This window comes from Vibrio sp. 10N.247.311.47 (assembly GCF_041467535.1).
Classification (GTDB): Bacteria; Pseudomonadota; Gammaproteobacteria; order Enterobacterales; family Vibrionaceae; genus Vibrio; species Vibrio crassostreae_C.
In genome coordinates, this window is the sequence record NZ_JBFSUR010000022.1 from 62,305 (window position 1) to 84,345 (window position 22,041).

The following is a 22,041-nucleotide window of genomic DNA, read 5'->3' on the forward strand; positions in this document are numbered from 1 at the left end:
TCCGCTGAATCGAATCCCGTATCTGCTCTTAAATCCCATCACCATGGATGAAGTTTTGCGAGCGACCGTTGAACCCTTGGTCCATATCTAAAGATGGTTTATCGGTTTTTGGTTTGCCTACAATTTTTGCAGGAACCCCAGCGACTGTTGTATGAGGTGGTACGGCTTGTAGAACCACAGAGCAAGAACCAATCTTAGCGCCTTCACCCACTTCAATGTTGCCGAGGATTTTAGCACCTGCACCAATCATCACGCCTTCTCGGATCTTAGGGTGACGATCGCCACCTTCTTTACCCGTACCCCCTAAAGTAACGTCTTGAAGAATCGATACATCATTTTCAACGACGGCTGTTTCACCAATCACAATGCCTGTCGCGTGATCAAGCATGATAGCTTTACCGATACGAGCCGCCGGGTGAATATCCACTTGGCAAGCAACTGAAATTTGGTTCTGTAGGTAAGTGGCAAGCGCAATACGCCCTTGCTTCCATAGCCAGTTAGCCACTCGGTAACCTTGCAAAGCGTGGTAGCCTTTCAGATAAAGCAAAGGCATCGAGTACATCTCGACCGCAGGATCTCGATTTACCGTCGCGCAGATATCACAAGCAGCCGCATCAATAATCGATTGATCTTGCTTAAATGCTTGTTCAACCACCTCACGCACCGCCATTGCGGGCATTGAAGCCGTCTTTAATTTGTTTGCTAGGATGTAACTTAGCGCAGCGCCTAAGCTTTCGTGGTTGATAATGGTGGCATGGTAAAAACTCGCAAGCATAGGTTCTTGCTCTGACTGCTGTCGAGCTTCCTTCACAATGCATTGCCAAACCTTTTGCTGTTCACAGTGTTTCATTTTTCCATCCATTTTATCTATTTCATTCCACGACTTAATAAGCGATGTTATCGCTCTGACTTCTTGTCTCGAGCAAGCAGATCTTGTGCCGCTAAGTGGGCATCTTTCCCTTGATACAGCACTTGATAGATTTGTTCAACAATTGGCATCTCAACACCCATACGTTCGGATAGTAACCAAACTTCTTTAGTGTTGCGATAGCCTTCGACCACTTGGCCGATCTCTTCTTGTGCAGTATCGACGTCTTTACCTGAACCTAAAGCCAATCCAAAACGACGGTTACGTGATTGGTTATCAGTACAGGTTAGTACTAGATCGCCCAGCCCTGCCATACCCATAAAGGTTTCGGGTTGTGCACCCAGTGCAGCGCCTAAGCGACTCATTTCAGCTAAACCACGCGTGATCAGTGCAGTACGAGCATTGGCACCAAAACCAATGCCATCCGACATGCCTGCGCCAATTGCGATAACATTTTTCACCGCGCCGCCAAGTTGCATGCCGATGAAATCTGAGTTTGCGTATACGCGGAATGTTTTACCGCAGTGGATCTTCTCTTGCAGCTCTTCTAAGAATACTTCATCTGGTGAAGCGACAGAGATAGCCGTTGGCATGCCCATCGCTAACTCTTTGGCGAAGGTTGGCCCTGATAGGACCGCTAACGAGTATCCATCACCAAGCACATCGTGTGCGACATCTTTAAGTAAACGACCGGTTTCTGGCTCTAAGCCTTTGGTCGCCCAACAGATGCGAGAGTCTGAGGCTAAGTAAGGTTTAACGCTGTTAAGCACAACGCCAAATACGTGGCTCGGGACGACAAGCAAAAGATCGCGGCTTGAAGTCACTGCTTTTTCTAAGTCAGATTCAATGATCAGACTTTCTGGGAATTCTATATTTGGTAGAAACTCATTGTTCGCACGCTCTGATTCAAGGCGATTCATATGAACAGGATCATGTCCCCAAAGAACAACATTGGCACCGTTACGCGCTAGAGATATCGCTAAAGAGGTCCCATAAGAACCTGCGCCTATCACTGTCATGGCTATCTCTTTGCCGTAAGCGCTGTCTTTACCGTAAGCGCTGTCTTTACCGTAAGCGTCTGTCGTGTTCGTCGGGCGAGTTTTTTCTGTCATGCTTCCACCTAAAAATAATGAGGGAAATCGAAGAATTCTGGAAAAGCTTCCTAATAATCAGAAGGCTTTCTATCTTAGTACAGTGTAAAGAAAAAATGCACATCGCAGAAGTTACGATGTGCATTTAAGAGTTAACTAGCGTTTGAAACGTTAGGATTAAGTTCTACTTTGAGACTTAAGCCTGTTCGCCTTCAGCTTGTTGAGCTTGGTTTTGTAGGTAGTTCATGAACAAAGCATCAAAGTTTACTGGAGCTAGGTTCAGTTGTGGGAACGTACCTTTAACCACTAGGCTAGAAATCGTTTCACGAGCGTATGGGAATAGGATGTTCGGGCAGAATGCACCTAGGCAATGTGCCAGTTGACCAGCTTCCATTTCGCTTGCAGAGAAAATACCGCCTTGTTGAACTTCACAAAGGAATGCTGTGTCTTCTGCATTCTTAACAGTAACAGTTAGACGTAGGATAACTTCGTAAACGCCTTCGCCAAGTTCACGGCTTTGAGTGTCTAGGTCCAGTTTTACATCTGGGTTCCACTCTTTTTGAAACATGTCTGGAGAGTTTGGCGCTTCGAAAGATACATCTTTTAGGAAGATGCGTTGGATTGCGAAGTTTTGTTGTGCGTCTTGTTGTGCTGCTTCAGCCATTTTCTTGTCCTTAAAAATTTAAATTAGGTTTTGTTCGTTATATCTGCCGAACAAAACCTTAAAGTTATATTCGTGTAATCGGGTCAGCTTACTGCTTGTCTTTAAAAGTTTTTCACCTTTAACTACTTCTTACCTTTAACCAAAGGTAAGTTAGCTTCGCTCCAAGCCACTAAGCCGCTTTTCAGTACGCTTACGTTTTCGAAACCTGCTTTAACCAGCAAGTTCGCGCTTTCTTGAGCGGTTTGACCTGTCTTGCATACTACGATGATTGGGTCTGCTTTGTGGCTTTCAAGGCTACCAAAGCTATTTGCTTTGATGTCTGACGGCAAAATGTGAACTGCGTCCGTAATATGGCCCTTTTTGAACTCATCTTTAGTACGAATATCAACCACAACGCCGTTTTCACGGTTGATCAGTTGTGTAGTTTGCGCTGCCGTGATCTCTTTGTAGGCTGCGTTTGATGTTTTGATAACGTTCGCAATGATGGCAACAACCAAGCCGATCCATACGATGGCTAAAATCATATTCTCTTGAACAAATGGAACTAACTCTTGCATATCTTGAACTCTTATTCGTTATTGGGCGAAAAACTATAGATCAGGAGTATAGCGATAAAGGATGGGAGAATACAGAGGGAGCATGTTGTTGGGCAAATACTATTGAGGTGAACCTGCTAATGTTAGTCGTTGATATTCTGGGTGTCTGCTTGTGTCTCGTTATGCTGTTTTTTTGTTTCGAATCTCGTATTTTTTAAGATACAAAATTTTGCGGTATATAAAATGTTCTTTTAGGTCATCTGCAATGGCGACGTTTAGTAAGGGATATCAATATAAACGTAGAGTATGCACATGCTATTTGCTACAATCCTGCCTATTTAAAATGACTGTGCTTACCTCGGTAAGCCTTTATCTACTGACCGCCTTTGGGAGCTAAACCTAAGGGCGGTAGCGTTCCCAAATGTAAGTCTATGCAACAAGGTGTTAACAAGTGAGTTCGCAGAGTTAGTAGGGAAGGAATGACTGAGGTGGATAAATTTTTTATATCTATCAGGTGAAATTATATGAACTTTTCGTTAGAGAAAGCGAACATTGGTATTATTGGATTAGGTTATGTTGGGCTACCTCTAGCCGTTGAATTCGGTAAAAAGCAAGCAACCATCGGTTTTGATATTAACCAAAGTCGTATTGATGAATTAGCTAAAGGTATTGATAGTACCTTAGAATGTGGGAGTGATGAGTTAGCAGAAGCTATTCATCTTACTTATACAGCTTCGCTTGAAGAGCTAAAAGAGTGTAACGTTTATATTGTTACCGTTCCTACCCCTATTGATGAGTATAAACAACCGGACTTGACACCGTTGATTAAAGCGTCGGAAGCACTAGGTTCTGTTATTTCTAAAGGTGATGTTATCATCTATGAGTCAACAGTTTACCCTGGCGCGACTGAAGAGGTATGTATTCCTGTTGTTGAGAATGTAGCGAGTTTAACATTTAATAAAGATTTTTTTGCTGGATACTCACCTGAGCGTATAAACCCTGGCGATAAAGAGCACCGTGTAACTAATATTTTGAAAGTGACTAGTGGTTCTACTGATGAAGTGGCTGAATTTGTAGACCAATTGTATAAAACGATAATAACCGCAGGTACACACAAAGCATCAAGCATTAAGGTAGCAGAAGCGGCAAAAGTCATTGAAAATACTCAGCGAGATGTGAATATTGCATTAATCAATGAGCTTTCAATTATATTTAATAAGTTGAATATTGATACTCTTGAAGTATTAGAAGCGGCAGGTACTAAATGGAACTTCTTGCCATTTCGTCCTGGTCTTGTTGGCGGTCACTGTATTGGTGTGGACCCATACTACTTAACACATAAAGCTCAAACAGTAGGGTATCACCCGGAGATGATTCTAGCCGGTCGTCGTTTGAATGATGGTATGGGGGGGTATGTAGTTTCTACGTTGGTTAAAAGTATGCTTAAAAAGCGTATTCATGTTGAAGGCGCTAATGTACTTGTTATGGGCTTAACGTTTAAAGAAAACTGCCCAGATCTTAGGAATACTAAAGTGATCGATATTGTTTCTGAACTTAAAGAATACAACATTAACGTTGATGTTCTTGACCCTTGGTGTTCAAACGAGGAAGCACAGCACGAGTATGGTTTATCGGTCATCAAAGAAGCACAGTTGAATCATTATGATGGTATTGTTTTAGCGGTATCACATGATGAATTCAAGCAGTTAGGTGCAGAAAAAATTAGAGAGTTCGGTAAAGAAACACATGTCTTGTATGACTTAAAATATGTCTTAGAAAAAAGCGATGTAGACATGCGTCTCTAATGCTAATGCTCTCAAACCTAAAATAACGTGCTGCGAAAATTAGCACGTTATCTCAAAATAGTACTTTTATTTCCCCTTAATCATTAAGCTTAAACAAGTGGCCGATATGACTCAATATGATCAAATAAAAAAGCAATTAACGGAATCTCCCCAAAAGTGGTTAATTACAGGAGTAGCAGGTTTTATCGGTTCCAACCTACTCGAGACGCTCTTGAAATTAAATCAAAAAGTGGTTGGACTAGATAACTTTGCTACAGGGCATCAGCACAATTTGGATGAAGTGCGTTCGCTTGTAACTGAGGAGCAATGGAAGCGTTTTTCTTTTATTGAAGGTGATATTCGAAATTACGCCGATTGTGAGAAAGCTATTGGTCTAGGTGAAGTTGCGGTCGACTATGTGCTCCATCAAGCAGCTCTGGGCAGTGTGCCAAGGTCAATTGCAGATCCTGTCACAACCAATGCTGCAAACATTACTGGTTTCGTAAATATGTTGACGGCAGCAAAAGAAGCTCAAGTGAGTAGTTTTACCTACGCTGCGAGCAGCTCAACCTATGGTGACCATCCAGCGTTACCAAAAGTAGAAGAAAATATTGGCAGTCCACTATCGCCTTACGCTGTTACTAAATATGTAAATGAGCTTTATGCTGGAGTCTATGCACGTACTTACGGCTTTAAAACTATTGGCCTACGTTATTTCAATGTGTTTGGGCCTAGACAGGATCCCAATGGTGCTTATGCGGCTGTTATACCAAAGTGGACAGCATCAATGATTAAGAAAGAAGAAGTGTTTATTAATGGTGATGGTGAAACGAGTAGAGATTTTTGCTTTATTGATAATACAATACAGATGAACATTCTAGCTGCTTTAGCTCCTGATGAAGCTAAAGATGAAGTATACAATGTTGCTCTTGGCGATAGGACTAGTTTAAATGAGCTTTATAGCTCGATACAGAATTCACTAAATGAATTGAACTTCAATTTGTCTACATTACCATCCTATAGAGACTTCCGTGTGGGTGATGTTAGACACTCCCAAGCTAGTATACAAAAAGCTAAATTGAAATTAGGTTATGAGCCAACCCATAGAATAGACAAAGCCATTAAGCATGCCGTATCCTGGTATGTGAAGAAATATGATTCTAAATAGTGCGATGGATATTTTCTTTGAAGTATAAGCTACCAGTATAAAGAATAAGTGAATATTTTTCATAGAAAAGCTAATTGAAATTTTCACTTGAAGAGTTGTCGATATTTTCTAGAGTAGCAGGTGATATTTTAACCCATAATAAGGTTAGGTTATTTATTAATGGATATTATCTTGCTAGCAAGACTCTGTGTAACTCTTCACTTTCTCGAATAGAGTTTTTTAGCTGGAGTAGTTTGATATTGGAGTCAATCAGAGTTATGAACCTCTATAATTTATATTAGTTTAAGATAGCTTGTCGGAATTCTGATTAAGTGGTTTATGTGATCTTTGATAGAGATATGTTCATTTCTATATTGAAATTAAATATTATAAAAGCTTAGCGACCATATAGTTTTTAATGATGTTACTCTGATTATTTTATGTTTATAATATTTTTGTTCTTAATGATTTTTACGGTCATTGCTTTAAAAGCTAGGTTAGATAATGGGGGGCTTAGTCTTTATCTTGTTTTCAATATGACTTGGCTGTTTGCAATTTTTCTAGCTCAACTCGATCTATCTTCCTTTGGAGAGCTTAGTGTTGAGATTCGGCTATATTTGCTATGTTATTTGTTAGCTTTTAATTTATCGTATGTTATTTCTTACTTATCTTTTGAAGGTGACTCTAGTCTAGATTATCATGAGAACAATGATTTTGAAAATTTAAAAAATATAGCATCACTAACAAAGTTATCCTGGCTAATATGGTTTTCTCTTTTTTTAGTTTTTATAGTAACTATTGAAAAAGAAATTGGTCTTTTAAACTTTCTGTTTAGTGGTCAAGCAAGATCAAATATTAATAAAATTAATAACGATACGGGAGTTCTGATTTATTATTATATATTTGGTTCTTTAAGTTGTTGCCTTGCTGTCTATAAGTCGTGTTTTACCAAATTGTATAAGGTCGAATACATTGGAATTGCTTTGGTATTGCTTAGCCTGCTTTTTACTGGGGCTAAAATTAACTTCATCACATGTATAATAATGATGTTCGGTGTGAAGTATCGACGGACAAACACTAATGATATAAGATTGATTTATTTTAGTATTATCGCAGTTGTATTATTTTACTTGTTCATTATCTTATTTTCTGTTTTTACCGGGAAAGCTATAGACAATGATGTGGGAAGTTTGAATAGTCTGAATGATCTATCTAGTTTGACTACAAATGTTCTTCTTTATCCCTACGACTATGCAATAGGCGCACTTTATGCTTTAGACGGAAAATTATTTACATACAACAATGTAATATTTGAACCTTATCTACCTACAATACTGAATAAGTTTTATTTAATTGTTAATAAGGTCTTAGGCTTTGAATATATTTCAGTTAATTCCTCTGTGCTAGATTTTATCGAGGTAGGAGGGGTTGTTACAAATGTCTATACTATGCATCTTGCTATTATAAATGAGTTATCTCTATGGGGTGCTTTTCTATCATCTATTGTTTTAGGTTTTGTATTGTCAGCTGTAGACTATTTTTCTAAAATAAAGAGAAACTTCACAATAACCTTTTTGTATGCATCATTTTTACCTGTTTGTGTTTTGTCATTAGTTGCTTATAAGTTTAATGACACTATCCTTTACTTATCTTTTTTGCTGTTAGTATGCGCATTATTTAAGAGGGTTGCTTTGCTCTATGTTAAACAAATCAATATGGAATAGCGTAGGAAGATTCTCTTTTCGAGCTGCTAACTCAGGCCTATACATAGGCTTGATGTTTATCTCTAGTATTGTGATGGATGAATATAATTACTCAAAGGTTGTTATTTTAATTCCTATTTGTGTAATATTTTTGACTCTAGTCGATATATTCCCACTAAAGTACATGTTATCGAAGCTATCTTCTAAAAGTGATAGCTTTACTGGGGGGGTAACCAAAATTTTATACTATAAAATTTTGGTGGCCATTCCTTTTTCTACGCTCATTTCAGCTATATTATATTTTTTCTTTGATATGGAAGTAAATATAATATTATCGATGCAATTTATTTGTTTGCTTTCTTCGATTAATGTTTCATATAGTTCATTTTACTTTGTTAATAAAGAGTATAGTTATATACTTTCTTTCCCTGTTTTTTTGTTTTCTATTTTTCCTATACTAATATTTTTTCCTTATTATAGTTGGGTTCTATATTTAGTTCTTGCATATAGGCTTATTGAATGCGTTGTTTATTATTCAAGTTGGCGAGTTAATGTCTCCCGTAAAGACAATGCTTCACATGGTTTTTCGTGTGATCTAAATATACTCGACGGTAAATATTTCTACATGCAAAATTGTCTATCAATATTGGGAGGAAGAGTTTACGCACTATTGATGCCAATACTACTCTTAGAGAAAGATATAGTGATAATAGGTAACTATATGTTGATGGTTTCTATTTTTATTTTTGTCACAACGTATATTTCAAGCAGTTACTATGTTGATAAGATAGCTAAATCATCAATCAATAATGCTGTATCATTCTTTCGTGTGATGAAAGAATATTTGTTTTATAGTTCTCGATTTGTTTATTTATCTGTTGTATTTGTTTGCATGCTTGCTTATTATTTGTATGATATGAAGCCAATATTCTTTATGTTCTTTTTTATATCAGCTACACTTTCAATGTTCACTTCAATTCAGTCTTTCTTGCTATTTAAGTTTAACCTTGTTTCCCATGTTTTTAAAATTAGCATTATATCATTATGTGTTAATTTCATTTTAATAATAACATTGGCCGGGATTTTTAATGAATACTCGATCTTAATTGCAAGTGTTATTATGGAACTTGTTTCTATCATGTATTGTTTCTATCATATTCGAGAGAAAATTAACAATGAAAAAGATATTTTATCTAACTAAGCATCAAAGTTTAGGTGCTAGCAGTAGATATCGCAGTCTACAATATTTTCCTTTTCTTATTGGGAAAGGATATAAGGTTGTTCACGCCCCCCTTTTTTGTGATGATTATTTGATTCTTAAATATTCAGGTAATAAGCTGTATTACTTTCTCGCAATATGGGCAATATTAAAAAGACTGGCGGTTTCTTTATATTTGTTATTGGACAATAAATCTATTTTAATAATTGAAAAGGAGGTGGTTCCGTACTTTCCTCCGATCTTTGAATGGATGTTCAAAGTGACTGGGCGTAATTATATTTTAGATTATGACGATGCTGTTTGGCATAATTATGATAAGTTTAAAGAGAGTTACTTCTTTTCTTTTCTGTATAACAAGCATCGTCGAATTATCCAATGGGCAAGCGGAGTTAATGCTGGAAGTGAATATATACTAAGATTTGCTAAGTCAGTGGGAGCTCGAAGAGTGGTAAAAATACCAACTGTGATTGACTACCAAAGGTATAATAAGGAAAAATGTAAACGCTCCAGAAGTGACAATAAAATTGTTATTGGTTGGATTGGTTCCCCAACTTCATCCCAATATCTGCTAAGTGTGGAGAGCGCGATTAGTCGCTTGCAGGAGAATTTAGACGTCGAAGTTCACTTGATTGGTGCAGATAAAGAGTTTTGTGAAAATTTGCGTTTTAGAAATAAAGTAATTCAATGGTCGGAAGAGCATGAAATATTGGAACTAAGTTATATTGATATAGGTATTATGCCTTTGAATGATTCTCGATTTGAAAAAGGCAAGTGTGCTTTTAAATTGATTCAATATATGGCAATGTCTAAACCCGTGGTTTGCAGTCCTGTGGGCGAGAATAGTGTTTTAGTTAAGAATGGTGAGTCGGGGTTATACGCTCACGATGATGATGAATGGTATGAAATGCTTTTTAAACTTATCAATGATGAAAAACTCAGATTGAAAATAGGACTTGAAGGTAATCGTGTGGTAAGGGAAGGGTATACCCTTGAGTCACAATGCGATAAATACTTAGATTTTATTGAAGGTGATTTTAATGGCTAAATGTCTATTAATCTGCAACTCTGATGGCGCTTTATACAAATTTCGTTATCCAATTATCAAGGCCTTAATTGAGCAAGGACATGAAGTGCATAGTATTTCTACTGCATCTAGTCCGGAAGGAAGCTTTATTGGTGACTTGAAACGTATGGGTGTTGTAACGCATACTGCAGACTTTTCTGGAAGGTCTATTGGGTTAGTATCAATTATAAAATTGTTTGTTTTTATATTAAATAAAATATTAGAAGTTAAACCAGATATTATTCATTGTTTTACACATAAAGCTAATGTTGTTGGTGGGCTTGCTAGTATACTCTCTAATAATAAAAATAGATTATACCTATCAGTAACGGGGATGGGACTCCTCTATTCCTATGATAAAGTTAGCTATTGGTTTGGCCGATTATTAGTTAATTGGATTTATCGTATTTTGGGTAGGAGATCTAATAATATATTCTTTCAGAACCATGATGATGCAAACTACTTTCTATCTAAGGGACTACTGAAGTCAGATAAGGTTTTAGTAACTAATGGTTCAGGATTTGATCCAAGCATGATTCCAAGCAATAAGGTTAAACCTATAAATAAGGTGGAATTTTTAAAGCAGCATGGATTTTTGGGACATGAGTTACTCGTTTTATATCCTAGCAGAGCATTGTTTGAAAAAGGTATCAACGAGTATATAGAGGCCATTGAGCGCATCAATCTGGTAAGAGATGATTTCGTTTTTCTACATATAGGTTCTCCATCATTAGATGAAGCATCAGGTATGACAAAAACAAAAATTTCCAACACGAAATTAAGAAATGCGATTTTTTTTGAACACAAACCTAATATCTTTCAATATATCCAATTGAGTGATGTAGTGGTACTCCCTTCTTATAGAGAAGGGACTCCCCGCGCGATAATCGAGGCTCTATATTACGACAAATATATCGTGACTACAGATGCTCCTGGTTGTAATGAAACTGTTGTTGACCGTTGGAATGGCGATCTTATTAAGCCTAAATCGTCTATTTCATTAGCCTCAGCTATTATTAATATAGACAGCGCTTTGATTGATAGAAATAAAGGGCGTTCGAAGCTTATTTTTGATAGAAAGTATCATTCTAAACATATTGTAAAGCAAACATTGGGTTGCTATTTTGACTGTGAGTAATTGATTAATGAAAATATTAGTAACAGGCGGTGCTGGATTTATAGGAAGTGCTGTTATTAGACATATAATAGAGAACACTCATGATGAAGTTGTTAATGTTGATTGCCTAACCTACGCTGGTAACTTAGAGTCTCTTGTTGAAGTCGATTCGAACGAACGTTATGGATTCGAGAAAGTGGACATCTGTAATCGTTCAGAGCTTGCCCGTGTTTTTGAGCAATATAAACCTGATGCGGTAATGCACCTTGCAGCTGAATCGCATGTTGATCGCTCTATCACTGGCCCTGCTGCGTTTATTGAAACGAATGTCGTTGGCACATACACCTTACTGGAAGCTACTCGAGAGTACTGGAATACGCTGTCAGACAAAGCAAAAACAGAGTTCCGTTTTCATCATATCTCGACGGATGAAGTGTATGGTGACCTTCCACATCCTGATGATGTTCCAGAAGGTACAGACCTGCCGATGTTCTTAGAGACGACACCTTATGAACCATCTAGCCCCTACTCTGCTTCAAAAGCATCAAGTGATCATTTAGTTCGTGCATGGTTACGTACTTACGGCCTGCCAACTATCGTTACTAACTGCTCAAATAACTACGGCCCATATCACTTTCCTGAAAAACTGATCCCACTTGTCATTTTAAATGCTCTGGAAGGAAAAGATCTTCCTATCTACGGAAAAGGCGATCAAATTCGTGATTGGCTGTTTGTGGAAGACCATGCTCGTGCACTATACAAAGTAGTGACTGAAGGTAAAGTAGGCGAGACTTACAACATCGGTGGTCACAACGAGAAGAAAAACCTTGAGGTCGTGAATACGATTTGCAACATCCTAGATACGCTAGTACCGAAAGAGTCAGCGTATGCAGAGCAGATCACGTACGTTCAAGATCGTCCTGGTCATGACCGCCGTTACGCCATTGACTCATCTAAAATGCAACGTGAACTAGATTGGATGCCAGAAGAGACGTTTGAAACAGGTCTTCGTAAAACAGTGCAATGGTACCTAGACAACTCAACATGGTGTCAAAACGTGCAAGATGGTAGCTACCAACGTGAGCGTTTGGGTGTAGAAACCGTTGAATCAAAGGAAGGTAACTAATGAAAGGTATTGTATTAGCGGGTGGTTCCGGCACACGTTTATACCCATTGACTCGCGGCGTATCAAAGCAGCTATTGCCTATCTACGATAAGCCGATGGTATTTTACCCAGTTTCGACTTTAATGCTCGCTGGTATTAAAGATATTTTAATAATCACGACACCAGAAGATAATGCCGGTTTTAAGCGCCTGTTGGGTGATGGCTCTGATTTTGGTATCAACCTTGAGTACGCTATTCAACCAAGCCCAGATGGCTTAGCACAAGCGTTTATTATTGGTGAAGAGTTCATTGGTGATGACAGCGTTTGTTTAGTACTTGGCGATAACATCTTCTATGGTCAATCTTTTTCTAAAATGCTACAAAGTGCCGCTTCAAGAGAATCGGGTGCAACCGTGTTTGGTTACCAAGTGAAAGATCCTGAGCGTTTCGGTGTGGTCGAATTTGATGAAGAGATGAAGGCTGTTTCAATTGAAGAAAAGCCGGAAACACCAAAGTCCAACTATGCCGTAACAGGTTTGTATTTCTACGATAATCGTGTGGTGGAAATGGCCAAGCAGGTTAAGCCATCACACCGTGGCGAGTTAGAAATTACGACACTCAATGAAATGTATTTAAATGACGGATCATTAAACGTAGAACTACTTGGTCGTGGCTTTGCGTGGTTAGATACTGGTACGCATGAGAGCTTGCACGAAGCGTCTTCTTTCGTTCAAACGATTGAAAATGTTCAAGGTTTGAAAGTGGCTTGTTTAGAAGAAATTGCGTGGCGCAATGGTTGGCTGAGTGATGAGCAAGTTCTGACTTTAGCGAAACCGATGATGAAAAACGAATATGGGCAGTACCTGACCCGTTTAGTGAATGAAGCTCAAAAAAGGACCGTCAGCTAATGCGTATTTTAATTACAGGTTGCCATGGCCAAGTTGGTTCGAGTCTAACTGAGCAGTTAGCGAACCATGAGAATGCTGAAGTGTTAGCGCTCGATAGAGAGCATCTTGATATTACTAATCAAGAGGCAGTCTATTCTGCTGTTACCGAATTTCAACCAACCATCATTATCAATGCCGCAGCTCATACTGCTGTTGACAAGGCTGAAGAGGAAGTCGACCTTTCTTATGCAATAAACCGTGATGGTCCTAAATACTTAGCGCAAGCCGCTCAGAGTGTTGGTGCTGCAATGCTGCATATCTCGACCGATTATGTCTTTGAAGGCGATAAAGTTGGCGAGTATGTGGAAACGGATGCTACAAACCCGCAAGGGGTTTACGGTAAAAGTAAGCTCGCCGGTGAAATCGCCGTTGCCGAGGCGTGTGATAAACATATTATCCTTCGTACTGCATGGGTATTTGGTGAGAACGGCAATAATTTCGTGAAAACAATGCTGCGTTTAGGAGAAAATAGAGACGCATTAAGTATTGTGGGTGATCAGTTTGGCGGACCGACATATGCGGGCGATATAGCGGGTACATTGATTCAAATCGCGAAGTACATTACTCAGGGGGACGCAGTGGATTACGGTGTTTACCATTACTCGGGTTTGCCTCATGTGAGTTGGTTTGACTTTGCTGATGCCATTTTTGGTATTGCCGTTGGGCAAGGAGTTCTTGCAAATAAACCAAGTTTAACGAGTATTACCACTGACCAATACCCAACACCAGCTAAGCGCCCAAGCAATTCTCGATTAGGTACCGAAAAAATAACGCTAGGTTTCTCGGTTAAAGCGAGTGACTGGAAGGCTGCGTTAAACAATATTCAAGCGTATACGGAATAACAAAATGAAAGTAATCGATACTCGTATTCCTGATGTGAAAATCATAGAACCAAGTGTGTTTGGTGATGAGCGTGGTTTCTTTATGGAAACCTGGAATCAAAAGAAATTTGAAAAACTAGTAACGGGAAAGCCGACTCAATTTGTACAAGATAATCACTCTAAATCGAAGAAAGGTATCTTACGAGGCCTGCATTACCAAACAGAGAATACTCAAGGGAAGTTAGTACGCGTTGTTTCAGGTGAAGTGTTTGATGTTGCAGTTGATATTCGCAAAGACTCACCAACGTTTGGTCAATGGGTCGGTGAATATTTATCAGCTGAAAACAAACGTCAATTGTGGGTGCCAGAAGGGTTTGCTCATGGGTTCTATGTGACGAGTGATGAGGCGGAGTTTGTTTATAAATGTACGGACTATTATAACCCTAGCGCTGAGCAATCATTAGCATGGGACGATCAGCTAGTTAATATATCGTGGCCTTTAATACCGTCTAATAGCACACCATTACTTTCTAATAAGGATATGAATGGACTCTTATTGAGTGAGGTTACTAAACTAAAATGAAGCGAGTAATAGTTGTTGGCACTGTTGGAATCCCAGCGTGTTATGGTGGCTTTGAGTCGCTTGTTGAGAACTTGACTTTAAATAAAGACAGTGGAACTCAGTACATTGTTTTTTGTTCGTCAAAAAGCTATCAGACACATATGCAAGAGTATAACCAAGCCCAGTTGCATTATTTACCACTAAGGGCTAACGGCGCTCAAAGCATCTTCTATGATATACTATCGCTGATCAAATCTTGGAAAATAAAACCTGATGTGGTTCTTATTTTGGGCGTTTCTGGTTGTATTTTCCTTCCTATTTTTAAGCTATTCTCCAAAGCGAAAATAGTGACAAATATTGATGGTTTAGAGTGGAAGCGGGAGAAGTGGGGAGGGCTCGTGAAACGTTTCTTAAAGTTCTCTGAATCAATGGCTGTCAGGTATTCTGATGTTGTTGTTACTGATAACCAGGCTATTACGGATTACGTCTATAAAGAATATGGGTTAAATTCGGAAACAATAGCTTACGGTGGTGATCACGCAAAACCAGAAACCCCAACTCAATCTATTAACTCTCAAAGTTATGCTTTAGGGTTGTGTCGTATAGAACCAGAAAATAACGTTGAGATGATTCTTGAGGCCTATTCAAGAACTTCATTACCAATAAAATTTGTTGGCAATTGGGATGCAAGCGAATACGGACGTAAAATTAGACTTGAGTACGCCAAATTTACTAATGTTGAACTACTGGATCCTATTTATGATATTGATGAACTATATAAGCTTCGTCAAGGTTGTTCTTTGTATCTTCATGGTCATTCGGCAGGTGGCACTAACCCCTCGTTAGTTGAGATGATGCATTTTGGTGTGCCTGTTTTCGCATTCGACTGTAGCTTTAATCGTTACAGCACTGAAGATAGTGCATTGTATTTCAGTAATAGTGATAGTCTACTTAACCTTATTTTGAACACTAACGGGTTGGGTGGATTAGAGGGGAATGGTGAAGCAATGAAGGCGATAGCGCTTAAGCGTTATACTTGGGATAAAGTCTCACAGCAATATGAAAGTACCTACATTTAGTCGACCGACTACTTGGAAGTAATATATAGCTAAATAAAGCCTTTCGTCTTATGTATCGCTTACGATAAGTTTGATGAGAGGTTTGTATTAAATAGTAAGATGAGTTGCCTGTTTTCTCTTCGATACATCATCCACACTAGCCATTTTAAGATGGAAATAATGATTAAAGCAATTTTTAGGAGTGAGTAGGAAGTGAAATTAAATTATCCGCACCCTGTATTTTTTTTAGTTAGCAGTAACGATTGGTTAGAAAATCTCAAATATATTCCTGAGATAAAGACATTGTAGCCCGAGTGGTTTTATTAACGATATTATCCTTAACTACAAAAGGTAGTTGGTATCGAATATCAAATTGGTACAGTCCTAGGTTTTTCTTTCAAGGTTTAGTTATGATTAAGAAACAGGCTTTAAATATATTTATTTATCTACCATTTATTTGGGTTTTTAGTGGGTTATTTATCTTTGAGAATGGTGATAAAGTTCTTTCAGTAATTATACTTGTCGCTACAGTTGCTTCTTTTTTTGTTTATCGTGCTACTATAATTCGATCTAACTTTAGTAATAATTGGTGGTTATATTTAATTGTACTATATTTGTTTTTTATTGGTGTAAGTTATATATATAAGGGGGACTTTAGTGGGCGAGAGTCTCGCGCTGCGATTGGAGCATTTTTTATCATACTTTTTTTGCCTTATGATAAGTTAAAGACTCTACACTTACAGGCTTTAGTGATTTTAGGTTCTGTTTGTATACTGGGTGTTTCAGTTTACTATCAAGTTTACTTGGGTAAATCTCGAATGTCACTGCCAGTTAACCCTATACCTTATGCAACACTCGGAGCCTCATTTGCTATAACAGCTTTTATATTAGCTATATATGAGCAGAGTAAAAATAAAGCACTACTCCTTTTTAGTGGATTTGCTTTTGCAACTTCAAGTGTTTTGTTGAGTGAGAGTCGTGGTGTGTGGCTTGCTCTGGCTTTTGCTGTAATGGTAGTCTCTATAAGGAATATAAAGAGAATAAAGTTCAGTAAAAATATTGTATTAATGGTTATTGTTGTTTCTGTTATTGCATTGTTTAGTAAGGGTTTTGTATATGAACGATATCAAAGAACCATGTCTGAATTCTCTGCAATCGAACAAGGTAACCTAAGTACCTCTATTGGTGTTCGACTACAATTATGGAACACCGCTATAACTATAGCTGATGGTAGCCCTATCTTGGGGGTTAAAGACTATAAGTCTGAATTGAAAAAGTTATACGATAAAGGTGAGTTGACAAAAAATGTAATTACGGCTCCTCATCCACACAATGAAATATTAAACAAACTTGTTCAACAAGGAGGGGGAGGAGTTTTGATATATCTGAGCTTCATGTTGTTCCCAGTGTTTTTTTTCAAAGATTTATCTTTATTAGGAAAGGACTTACTCATTAGTATACCGATTATATATATTGTATCAGGATTAACAGATATTCCTATGTATCATGGTCAAACGCTTATTGTATATTTGGTTGTAATTGGTTTGCTTTACCGATGTAGATGTTTCAAATAGTTCGAGTTACCTATTCTGAAAAATTTATTCTAGGCTGAAAATGAAGCCAATTAACGGTTTTTTATATTATTTTCCGAAAGTAAAACCAGCTAAAACACGCTTGTCATCTATCTGCTTTTCTTGGGAGGATGTGGATTGAGACTTATTAGTTTCAAAATTTCAGTTCTTTGGTTTGTTTAAGTGCTAATCACTTTGGTTTATAAGGGGTGATGTACGATAAAAACCAGGAGGGAACCTAGCTGCATGCCTAGGCATGAATTAACTCGATTAAAATGAGTTTTTTAGAATATATCATTGTCCAAGAGGTAACTATATGCATATTAACCCTTGGGCAATAATATGCATTTCGATATTATTTTAGATAAATACTAAACAGCAGTAACTTGAATTAGGAGCAATTGTCATTTGGCACATTTCGTTCTAAGATAGGATAGAATCTTCCAGACATTACTTAGAAGCGCAAGATAGATTGTAAAGCAAATTACAAAAGCGTAGAACATGACATATTCTGGGATGTTTAGTATTTCACCAGAAATTCCGACTGCCGCGTAGAGAGTTGCAATACTACAAATAACGATAAGTGTTTGTGTTGAGCTTAAACCTAGACGTTGGAAAATGTGATGTAAATGTTCACGATCAGGCTTAAAAGGAGAGTCTCCTCTTCTTATTCTACGAATCATAATAGCAGCCATGTCCATCAACGGCACTGCAATTAGCCATAACGCGGTAACTGGACGCAGTGGTGGAGTGCTTCCATTTTGACTAGATAGCAGCAATAGCCAGATAACAGTAAAACCAATCAACATACTCCCAGCGTCCCCCATAAACACCTTTCTTTTTCGGCCAAAGGCACCAAGGTTTAACAGGATATACGGAATAATCACAACGACCAATACTAAACAAATGTAGGCTAAACTCGATTGACCATCATGGTTAAGCATTATTCCTAACCCACCAAAGGTTACGATAGATAACCCGCCCAGCAGGCCATCAATTCCGTCGACCATATTGAATGCATTGATCGCTCCCACGACCGCAATCATGGTTACAAAGTAACCAAACCAACCTAGTGTAATGACATCACCGCTACCAAATACATCTCCTATAGTACTAAGTTCAATACCGCCAACAATCATCATAACGATAGAAAGACCTGCTTGCACTGCAAACCTTAATTTAAAGCTGATGTCGTATTTATCATCCAAAACTCCAACGCTAACAAGTATGAAGATACACGCGGCGTATAGCTCGGTATACGGTAGAATGGTTGGGTTATTGAATAAGAAATAAAGTATAGAGATACAAATGGATAGCCCACCAACTAAGGGAATAGCACCATTGTGCAACTTACGAGCATTTGGCTTGTCGACTAACCCTATTTTTTTTGCAAATTTACGCATTGTAAAAGTTGTTGCAAGGGAAAAGAAAAACAGGAAAGAGAGGTCAATAAATGAAATGAGCACGATTCAGCCTAATAATGTATTTGGAACTATTTTAGTGTATTTGGCTGCTAGATAAAAGAAGGGGGAATGATCTACGTGATCTTTCTCTATCGCAGTTAAGCTCTAATTGGAAATCCCCCCATAACTGGTAAGCCTTTTTATGAGGTGAATGTAAACCGTATTTTTCATACTCGCTCCTTTCATCTAGGACGTTTCTTGATCTTGAATTCCAGTTTTGACTGTAAACTGGAGCAAATATTGCGCGAATTTTTTAACACCGTTTTTTTGAATTGAACGAGTTCAGTATTATGCTAGCTAGGAAGTCGTTCAACAATCCTTCGAATGGCACTGCTACTTACCATTGGTATAACAAGCCGCGGTATTGCTAAAAATCAGCCCGAGTGTTGATGCAAAACCAACAAGCATCACCGCAAGCAGTAATCCATGGAGAGTAAAACGATCGGCATCTTGTCCACTACCCTAGGCGAGCAACCGCCTAATATACGTAGAAAACCCTAAACTGATGCCCATACAGATACAGTTGATGGCGAAGGTTACTGGGAAAGTTAAGTTAACAGCCTGTGGCTATCTTGCATGCAAAGTGCCGATTGAATTAGAATACAGTCAATTGTGAGTAGTCTGAAAACCGTTTTCATAACGTTTACAAACCACACAAGATTAAAAGCATACGGTGTGATAGCATCCTGCCGTTATTAAATTCAGATGTTTTGAGAGACTTACAGTGAAGCAGCAGACGCAACCACAATCGTACTCCCCGCAAAATTCACCAATGTACGCAACGAATGATGACGTTAATATGAGGGAGCTGTTTGGAGCCCTGTGGGACGGAAAATTAATTGTGATATTGGTTACTGCTTTATTTTTTGTTAGTAGTATTGGTTTGGCTTTTCTGTCTCAAGAATGGTGGTCTTCTAATGCAAAGATCACAGAGCCTCAACCTCAAAATTTGGCTGCGTATCAACGCCAAGTGAAGCAGTTTCAACCTGTTTTTGATCTCTATCAAGAAGATGGCACGGTCCTTGTTAGCAACGAACTTAATCGTTTAGTGAGTTCAGAGGTGTTATTCCAACGCTTTGTAAATGCATTTAACTCAACTAACAATAAGAAAGCTTTCTTAGATGAAAGTACCGAATTCCAAGAGTTTAAAGATTCTGTATTTAGCAGTAGCTCTGAGAGTAGTACCGATGAAACTAGAGTGTTATATAATAAATGGTTCGATAGAGTCTCCGCCTCTAAAGTTGATAGGAATGACCCTAGGTCACCGTATATCATTACTTTTCAAACAACAACCAAAGAGAGTAGTTTCAATCTATTAACAGATTACGTTTTGGCTACAGAATCAAAAGTGCATCAAGATGCGTTCAATAATTTATATGCCGTAGTTAGTGGCAAAAAAAATGAGTTGATTCAACAGAAAAGAATCTTAGAAAGTCAGGCAAGCAATCAATTATTGGTCGAAACTGAGCGAGCAAAATACGCTTCCCAAATTGCTAAGTCTGCAGGCGTCGATAGACCAATCCAAACCGGTAATGAAAAGGAGCTGTTTAGTATTGATTTAGGTGCTAAGGGTTTAGATGCAAAAATCAAGGCTTTAGAATCTGTTAAAAATCTGAGTGTCATTGAACCTCGTCTTCAGCAGATTGACGCAAAGTTGGATATGCTTAATAACCTTGAAATTGACCGTTCTGTTGATTTTCAAACGTTCCGTTACCTAGAAAATGTTGAGCAGCCGATAACTCGAGATAAACCTAAGCGTGCTTTGATTATTGTTCTTGGTACATTATTCGGTGGTATGTTGGGCTTTTCGGTAGTTTTAATTCGGTTTTTATTTAGAAAAGAAGATTAATTAGCTTTAATGGCTGGTGTCTATATACACTAGCCATCTTTTCTACCCTTTACACATAGAATGCCAGACTGACCTCCAAACATTACTCAAACCGTACTAGGTAAAGGCTCGGGCGACAGGGTTTAGTTAGATATGGTTTACGCTCTCTTATGATCATTGGTACTGGCTTCTGCGTTATACAAACATAGCTTTGTTGACCTCCACAGTCTCTAAGGCCATTTTTATGTGACGCTATTTCCTAAATATTGCTTTATAAGGTATTGCTTATGATTTATCCATTTACTTGATTGTGGTTATTATCTATGATGATCAATCAGTTGTTTAAGCTGAGCAACTGTTTGAGGGTGTGAAAATCATCTTCTACATATAAACGTTTATATTAATGGAAATCATTATGAAAAAGATGGCTCTAGCAGCTGCATTAGCAGTTAGCTTCTCAGGTGCTGCATTTGCAGCTGAAGAAACAGCAGCGGCGGGTACTGGTTCAGGTACTGGTACAGCAGCAGGCGCTGGTGCATCTGCAGCTGCAACTGGTACGGCTACAACAGTAGCAGTAGCGACAGCAGCAGTAGCGGCAGCAGCAGCAGTAGCGGTTGCTTCTAACGAAAGCGGTGCAACAACGACAACAACTACTCGATAATTTTTGAGTAGGCGTTTAAAACCATTTTATGTGAAAGCATAAAGTGGTTTTTTTATATCTAATTGATTAATTTTCCATATTGGACATCAGCAACCAGATTGCTAGGAAGCAGAACTCGTCATGCTTAAACCTCTAATCATATCTCTTGGTCTTTTTCTTGCTGGTTGTTCTCAGCAGTTTCAAGACGTTAACTCTACTTTTGATGAAGCCTTTTTTGGAAGCTCCGATGTTGAGCTATCCAAGGAATACATTCAAACGTTACCTTATTCCAGCATTTATGCCGAAGTGAATGACCAAGGTAAGATCTTCATGGTCTTAGCGTACGTCGGTGAAAACCCGCAAACGGGCGCAGAGCAGTTAAAGTGGATGTCTTCTGACAAAGCGATGATCGTCACTGAAAATGGACGTATTGTACAAACGCTATTGCTTCCTTACGAAAACCTATCTGGTTTGGCATTCCAACCGTTGAATGCATTCTCTTCTGCAAACAGCTCGTCGCCAGACTCTGCTTATGCGTTTGATGTGTCTGACAACCCCGGTGCCCAAAAATGGCAAGCGGTTTACGACTGGCAGCCCAACTATCGATTCGGCTATAAAGCGAACATCACCCGAACGTATGCGGGAAATGAAACGGTCGAAACACCGTTAGCGTCTATTGACACTAAGAAGTTCCAAGAAAAAATCAACTTCCCAATGTTAGAACAAGACATCACCAACGAATATTGGGTCGACAGCGAAGGCAAAGTGGTAAAAACCATACAGTATTTAGGCCCTGATATGACAAGGCTTGAGTTAACCGTCCTTAAGCATTATCAAAGCAATTAACGAACAGG

General features: G+C 38.5%; 20 protein-coding genes and 1 pseudogene. 15 read left to right on the forward strand and 6 right to left on the reverse strand.

The window, feature by feature from the left end:
• Positions 1–28 precede the first annotated feature (28 nt).
• From cysE to AB6E51_RS15220, 4 genes are all read right to left on the reverse strand, one after another.
• Entirely contained in the window at positions 29–850 is an 822-nt protein-coding gene (cysE, locus tag AB6E51_RS15205; protein ID WP_009847961.1) for a serine O-acetyltransferase, read from the reverse strand.
• A 47-nt stretch (positions 851–897) separates the two neighbouring features.
• Positions 898–1,980, reverse strand: a complete 1,083-nt coding sequence (gpsA, locus tag AB6E51_RS15210) for an NAD(P)H-dependent glycerol-3-phosphate dehydrogenase (RefSeq protein ID WP_372058104.1) — start codon at positions 1,978–1,980, stop codon at positions 898–900.
• Positions 1,981–2,155: 175 nt separating this feature from the next.
• A complete protein-coding gene (gene secB / locus AB6E51_RS15215) occupies positions 2,156–2,623 on the reverse strand; it encodes a protein-export chaperone SecB (RefSeq protein WP_009847959.1) in 468 nt (155 codons plus the stop codon).
• Between the two features lie 122 nt (positions 2,624–2,745).
• Positions 2,746–3,180 carry a rhodanese-like domain-containing protein gene (locus tag AB6E51_RS15220; RefSeq protein WP_017063108.1) on the reverse strand — a complete coding sequence of 145 codons (435 nt, stop codon included), beginning with the start codon at positions 3,178–3,180 and terminating at the stop codon, positions 2,746–2,748.
• Between the two features lie 503 nt (positions 3,181–3,683).
• Between AB6E51_RS15220 and tviB the strand changes: the two genes are divergently transcribed.
• The 12 genes from tviB (at position 3,684) to AB6E51_RS15280 (ending at position 17,259) form a co-directional block, all read left to right on the forward strand.
• Entirely contained in the window at positions 3,684–4,964 is a 1,281-nt protein-coding gene (tviB, locus tag AB6E51_RS15225) for a Vi polysaccharide biosynthesis UDP-N-acetylglucosamine C-6 dehydrogenase TviB (RefSeq protein ID WP_017063109.1), read from the forward strand.
• Positions 4,965–5,070: 106 nt separating this feature from the next.
• Positions 5,071–6,111, forward strand: coding sequence for an NAD-dependent epimerase/dehydratase family protein (locus AB6E51_RS15230; protein ID WP_017063110.1), 1,041 nt, complete (start codon positions 5,071–5,073; stop codon positions 6,109–6,111).
• 419 nt (positions 6,112–6,530) lie between these two features.
• Positions 6,531–7,814 carry an O-antigen polymerase gene (locus AB6E51_RS15235; protein ID WP_017063111.1) on the forward strand — a complete coding sequence of 428 codons (1,284 nt, stop codon included), beginning with the start codon at positions 6,531–6,533 and terminating at the stop codon, positions 7,812–7,814.
• Entirely contained in the window at positions 7,789–8,994 is a 1,206-nt protein-coding gene (locus AB6E51_RS15240; protein WP_017063112.1) for a hypothetical protein, read from the forward strand. The genes AB6E51_RS15235 and AB6E51_RS15240 overlap by 26 nt, the downstream gene beginning before the upstream one ends.
• Positions 8,969–10,057 carry a glycosyltransferase family 4 protein gene (locus AB6E51_RS15245; protein ID WP_017063113.1) on the forward strand — a complete coding sequence of 363 codons (1,089 nt, stop codon included), beginning with the start codon at positions 8,969–8,971 and terminating at the stop codon, positions 10,055–10,057. Before AB6E51_RS15240 ends, AB6E51_RS15245 begins: the two co-directional genes overlap by 26 nt.
• Positions 10,050–11,213: a glycosyltransferase family 4 protein gene (locus AB6E51_RS15250; protein ID WP_017063114.1), complete on the forward strand. Its 1,164-nt coding sequence runs from the start codon at positions 10,050–10,052 to the stop codon at positions 11,211–11,213. The genes AB6E51_RS15245 and AB6E51_RS15250 overlap by 8 nt, the downstream gene beginning before the upstream one ends.
• Before the next feature lie 7 nt (positions 11,214–11,220).
• The gene (rfbB, locus tag AB6E51_RS15255) at positions 11,221–12,318 is read left to right on the forward strand and encodes a dTDP-glucose 4,6-dehydratase (protein WP_017063115.1); all 1,098 of its coding nucleotides are present in this window, start codon (positions 11,221–11,223) and stop codon (positions 12,316–12,318) included.
• The gene (gene rfbA, locus AB6E51_RS15260) at positions 12,318–13,205 is read left to right on the forward strand and encodes a glucose-1-phosphate thymidylyltransferase RfbA (protein WP_017063116.1); all 888 of its coding nucleotides are present in this window, start codon (positions 12,318–12,320) and stop codon (positions 13,203–13,205) included. Before rfbB ends, rfbA begins: the two co-directional genes overlap by 1 nt.
• Positions 13,205–14,086 (forward strand): dTDP-4-dehydrorhamnose reductase, encoded by an 882-nt coding sequence (gene rfbD, locus AB6E51_RS15265; protein WP_017063117.1) that lies wholly within the window; start codon positions 13,205–13,207, stop codon positions 14,084–14,086. Before rfbA ends, rfbD begins: the two co-directional genes overlap by 1 nt.
• Positions 14,087–14,090: 4 nt before the next feature.
• Positions 14,091–14,648 (forward strand): dTDP-4-dehydrorhamnose 3,5-epimerase, encoded by a 558-nt coding sequence (gene rfbC, locus AB6E51_RS15270; protein WP_017063118.1) that lies wholly within the window; start codon positions 14,091–14,093, stop codon positions 14,646–14,648.
• Complete coding sequence (locus AB6E51_RS15275) at positions 14,645–15,706, forward strand: DUF1972 domain-containing protein (protein ID WP_017063119.1); 1,062 nt, start codon at positions 14,645–14,647, stop codon at positions 15,704–15,706. The genes rfbC and AB6E51_RS15275 overlap by 4 nt, the downstream gene beginning before the upstream one ends.
• Before the next feature lie 389 nt (positions 15,707–16,095).
• Positions 16,096–17,259, forward strand: a complete 1,164-nt coding sequence (locus AB6E51_RS15280) for an O-antigen ligase (protein ID WP_102320651.1) — start codon at positions 16,096–16,098, stop codon at positions 17,257–17,259.
• A gap of 401 nt (positions 17,260–17,660) precedes the next feature.
• Here AB6E51_RS15280 and wecA read toward each other — a convergent pair whose 3' ends face one another.
• Positions 17,661–18,722: a UDP-N-acetylglucosamine--undecaprenyl-phosphate N-acetylglucosaminephosphotransferase gene (gene wecA, locus AB6E51_RS15285; protein ID WP_239847987.1), complete on the reverse strand. Its 1,062-nt coding sequence runs from the start codon at positions 18,720–18,722 to the stop codon at positions 17,661–17,663.
• 369 nt (positions 18,723–19,091) lie between these two features.
• A pseudogene (locus AB6E51_RS15290) lies at positions 19,092–19,280 on the reverse strand (MATE family efflux transporter); the annotation flags it as partial.
• 163 nt (positions 19,281–19,443) lie between these two features.
• Here AB6E51_RS15290 and AB6E51_RS15295 point away from each other — a divergent pair.
• The 3 genes from AB6E51_RS15295 to AB6E51_RS15305 all read left to right on the forward strand — a co-directional run bounded on the left by AB6E51_RS15295 (position 19,444) and on the right by AB6E51_RS15305 (position 22,033).
• Positions 19,444–20,568, forward strand: coding sequence for an LPS O-antigen chain length determinant protein WzzB (locus tag AB6E51_RS15295; protein WP_029235106.1), 1,125 nt, complete (start codon positions 19,444–19,446; stop codon positions 20,566–20,568).
• Positions 20,569–20,962: 394 nt separating this feature from the next.
• Positions 20,963–21,208, forward strand: a complete 246-nt coding sequence (locus AB6E51_RS15300) for a hypothetical protein (protein ID WP_017060480.1) — start codon at positions 20,963–20,965, stop codon at positions 21,206–21,208.
• 120 nt (positions 21,209–21,328) lie between these two features.
• Entirely contained in the window at positions 21,329–22,033 is a 705-nt protein-coding gene (locus AB6E51_RS15305) for a YjbF family lipoprotein (RefSeq protein WP_372058105.1), read from the forward strand.
• The last annotated feature ends 8 nt before the right edge of the window (positions 22,034–22,041 follow it).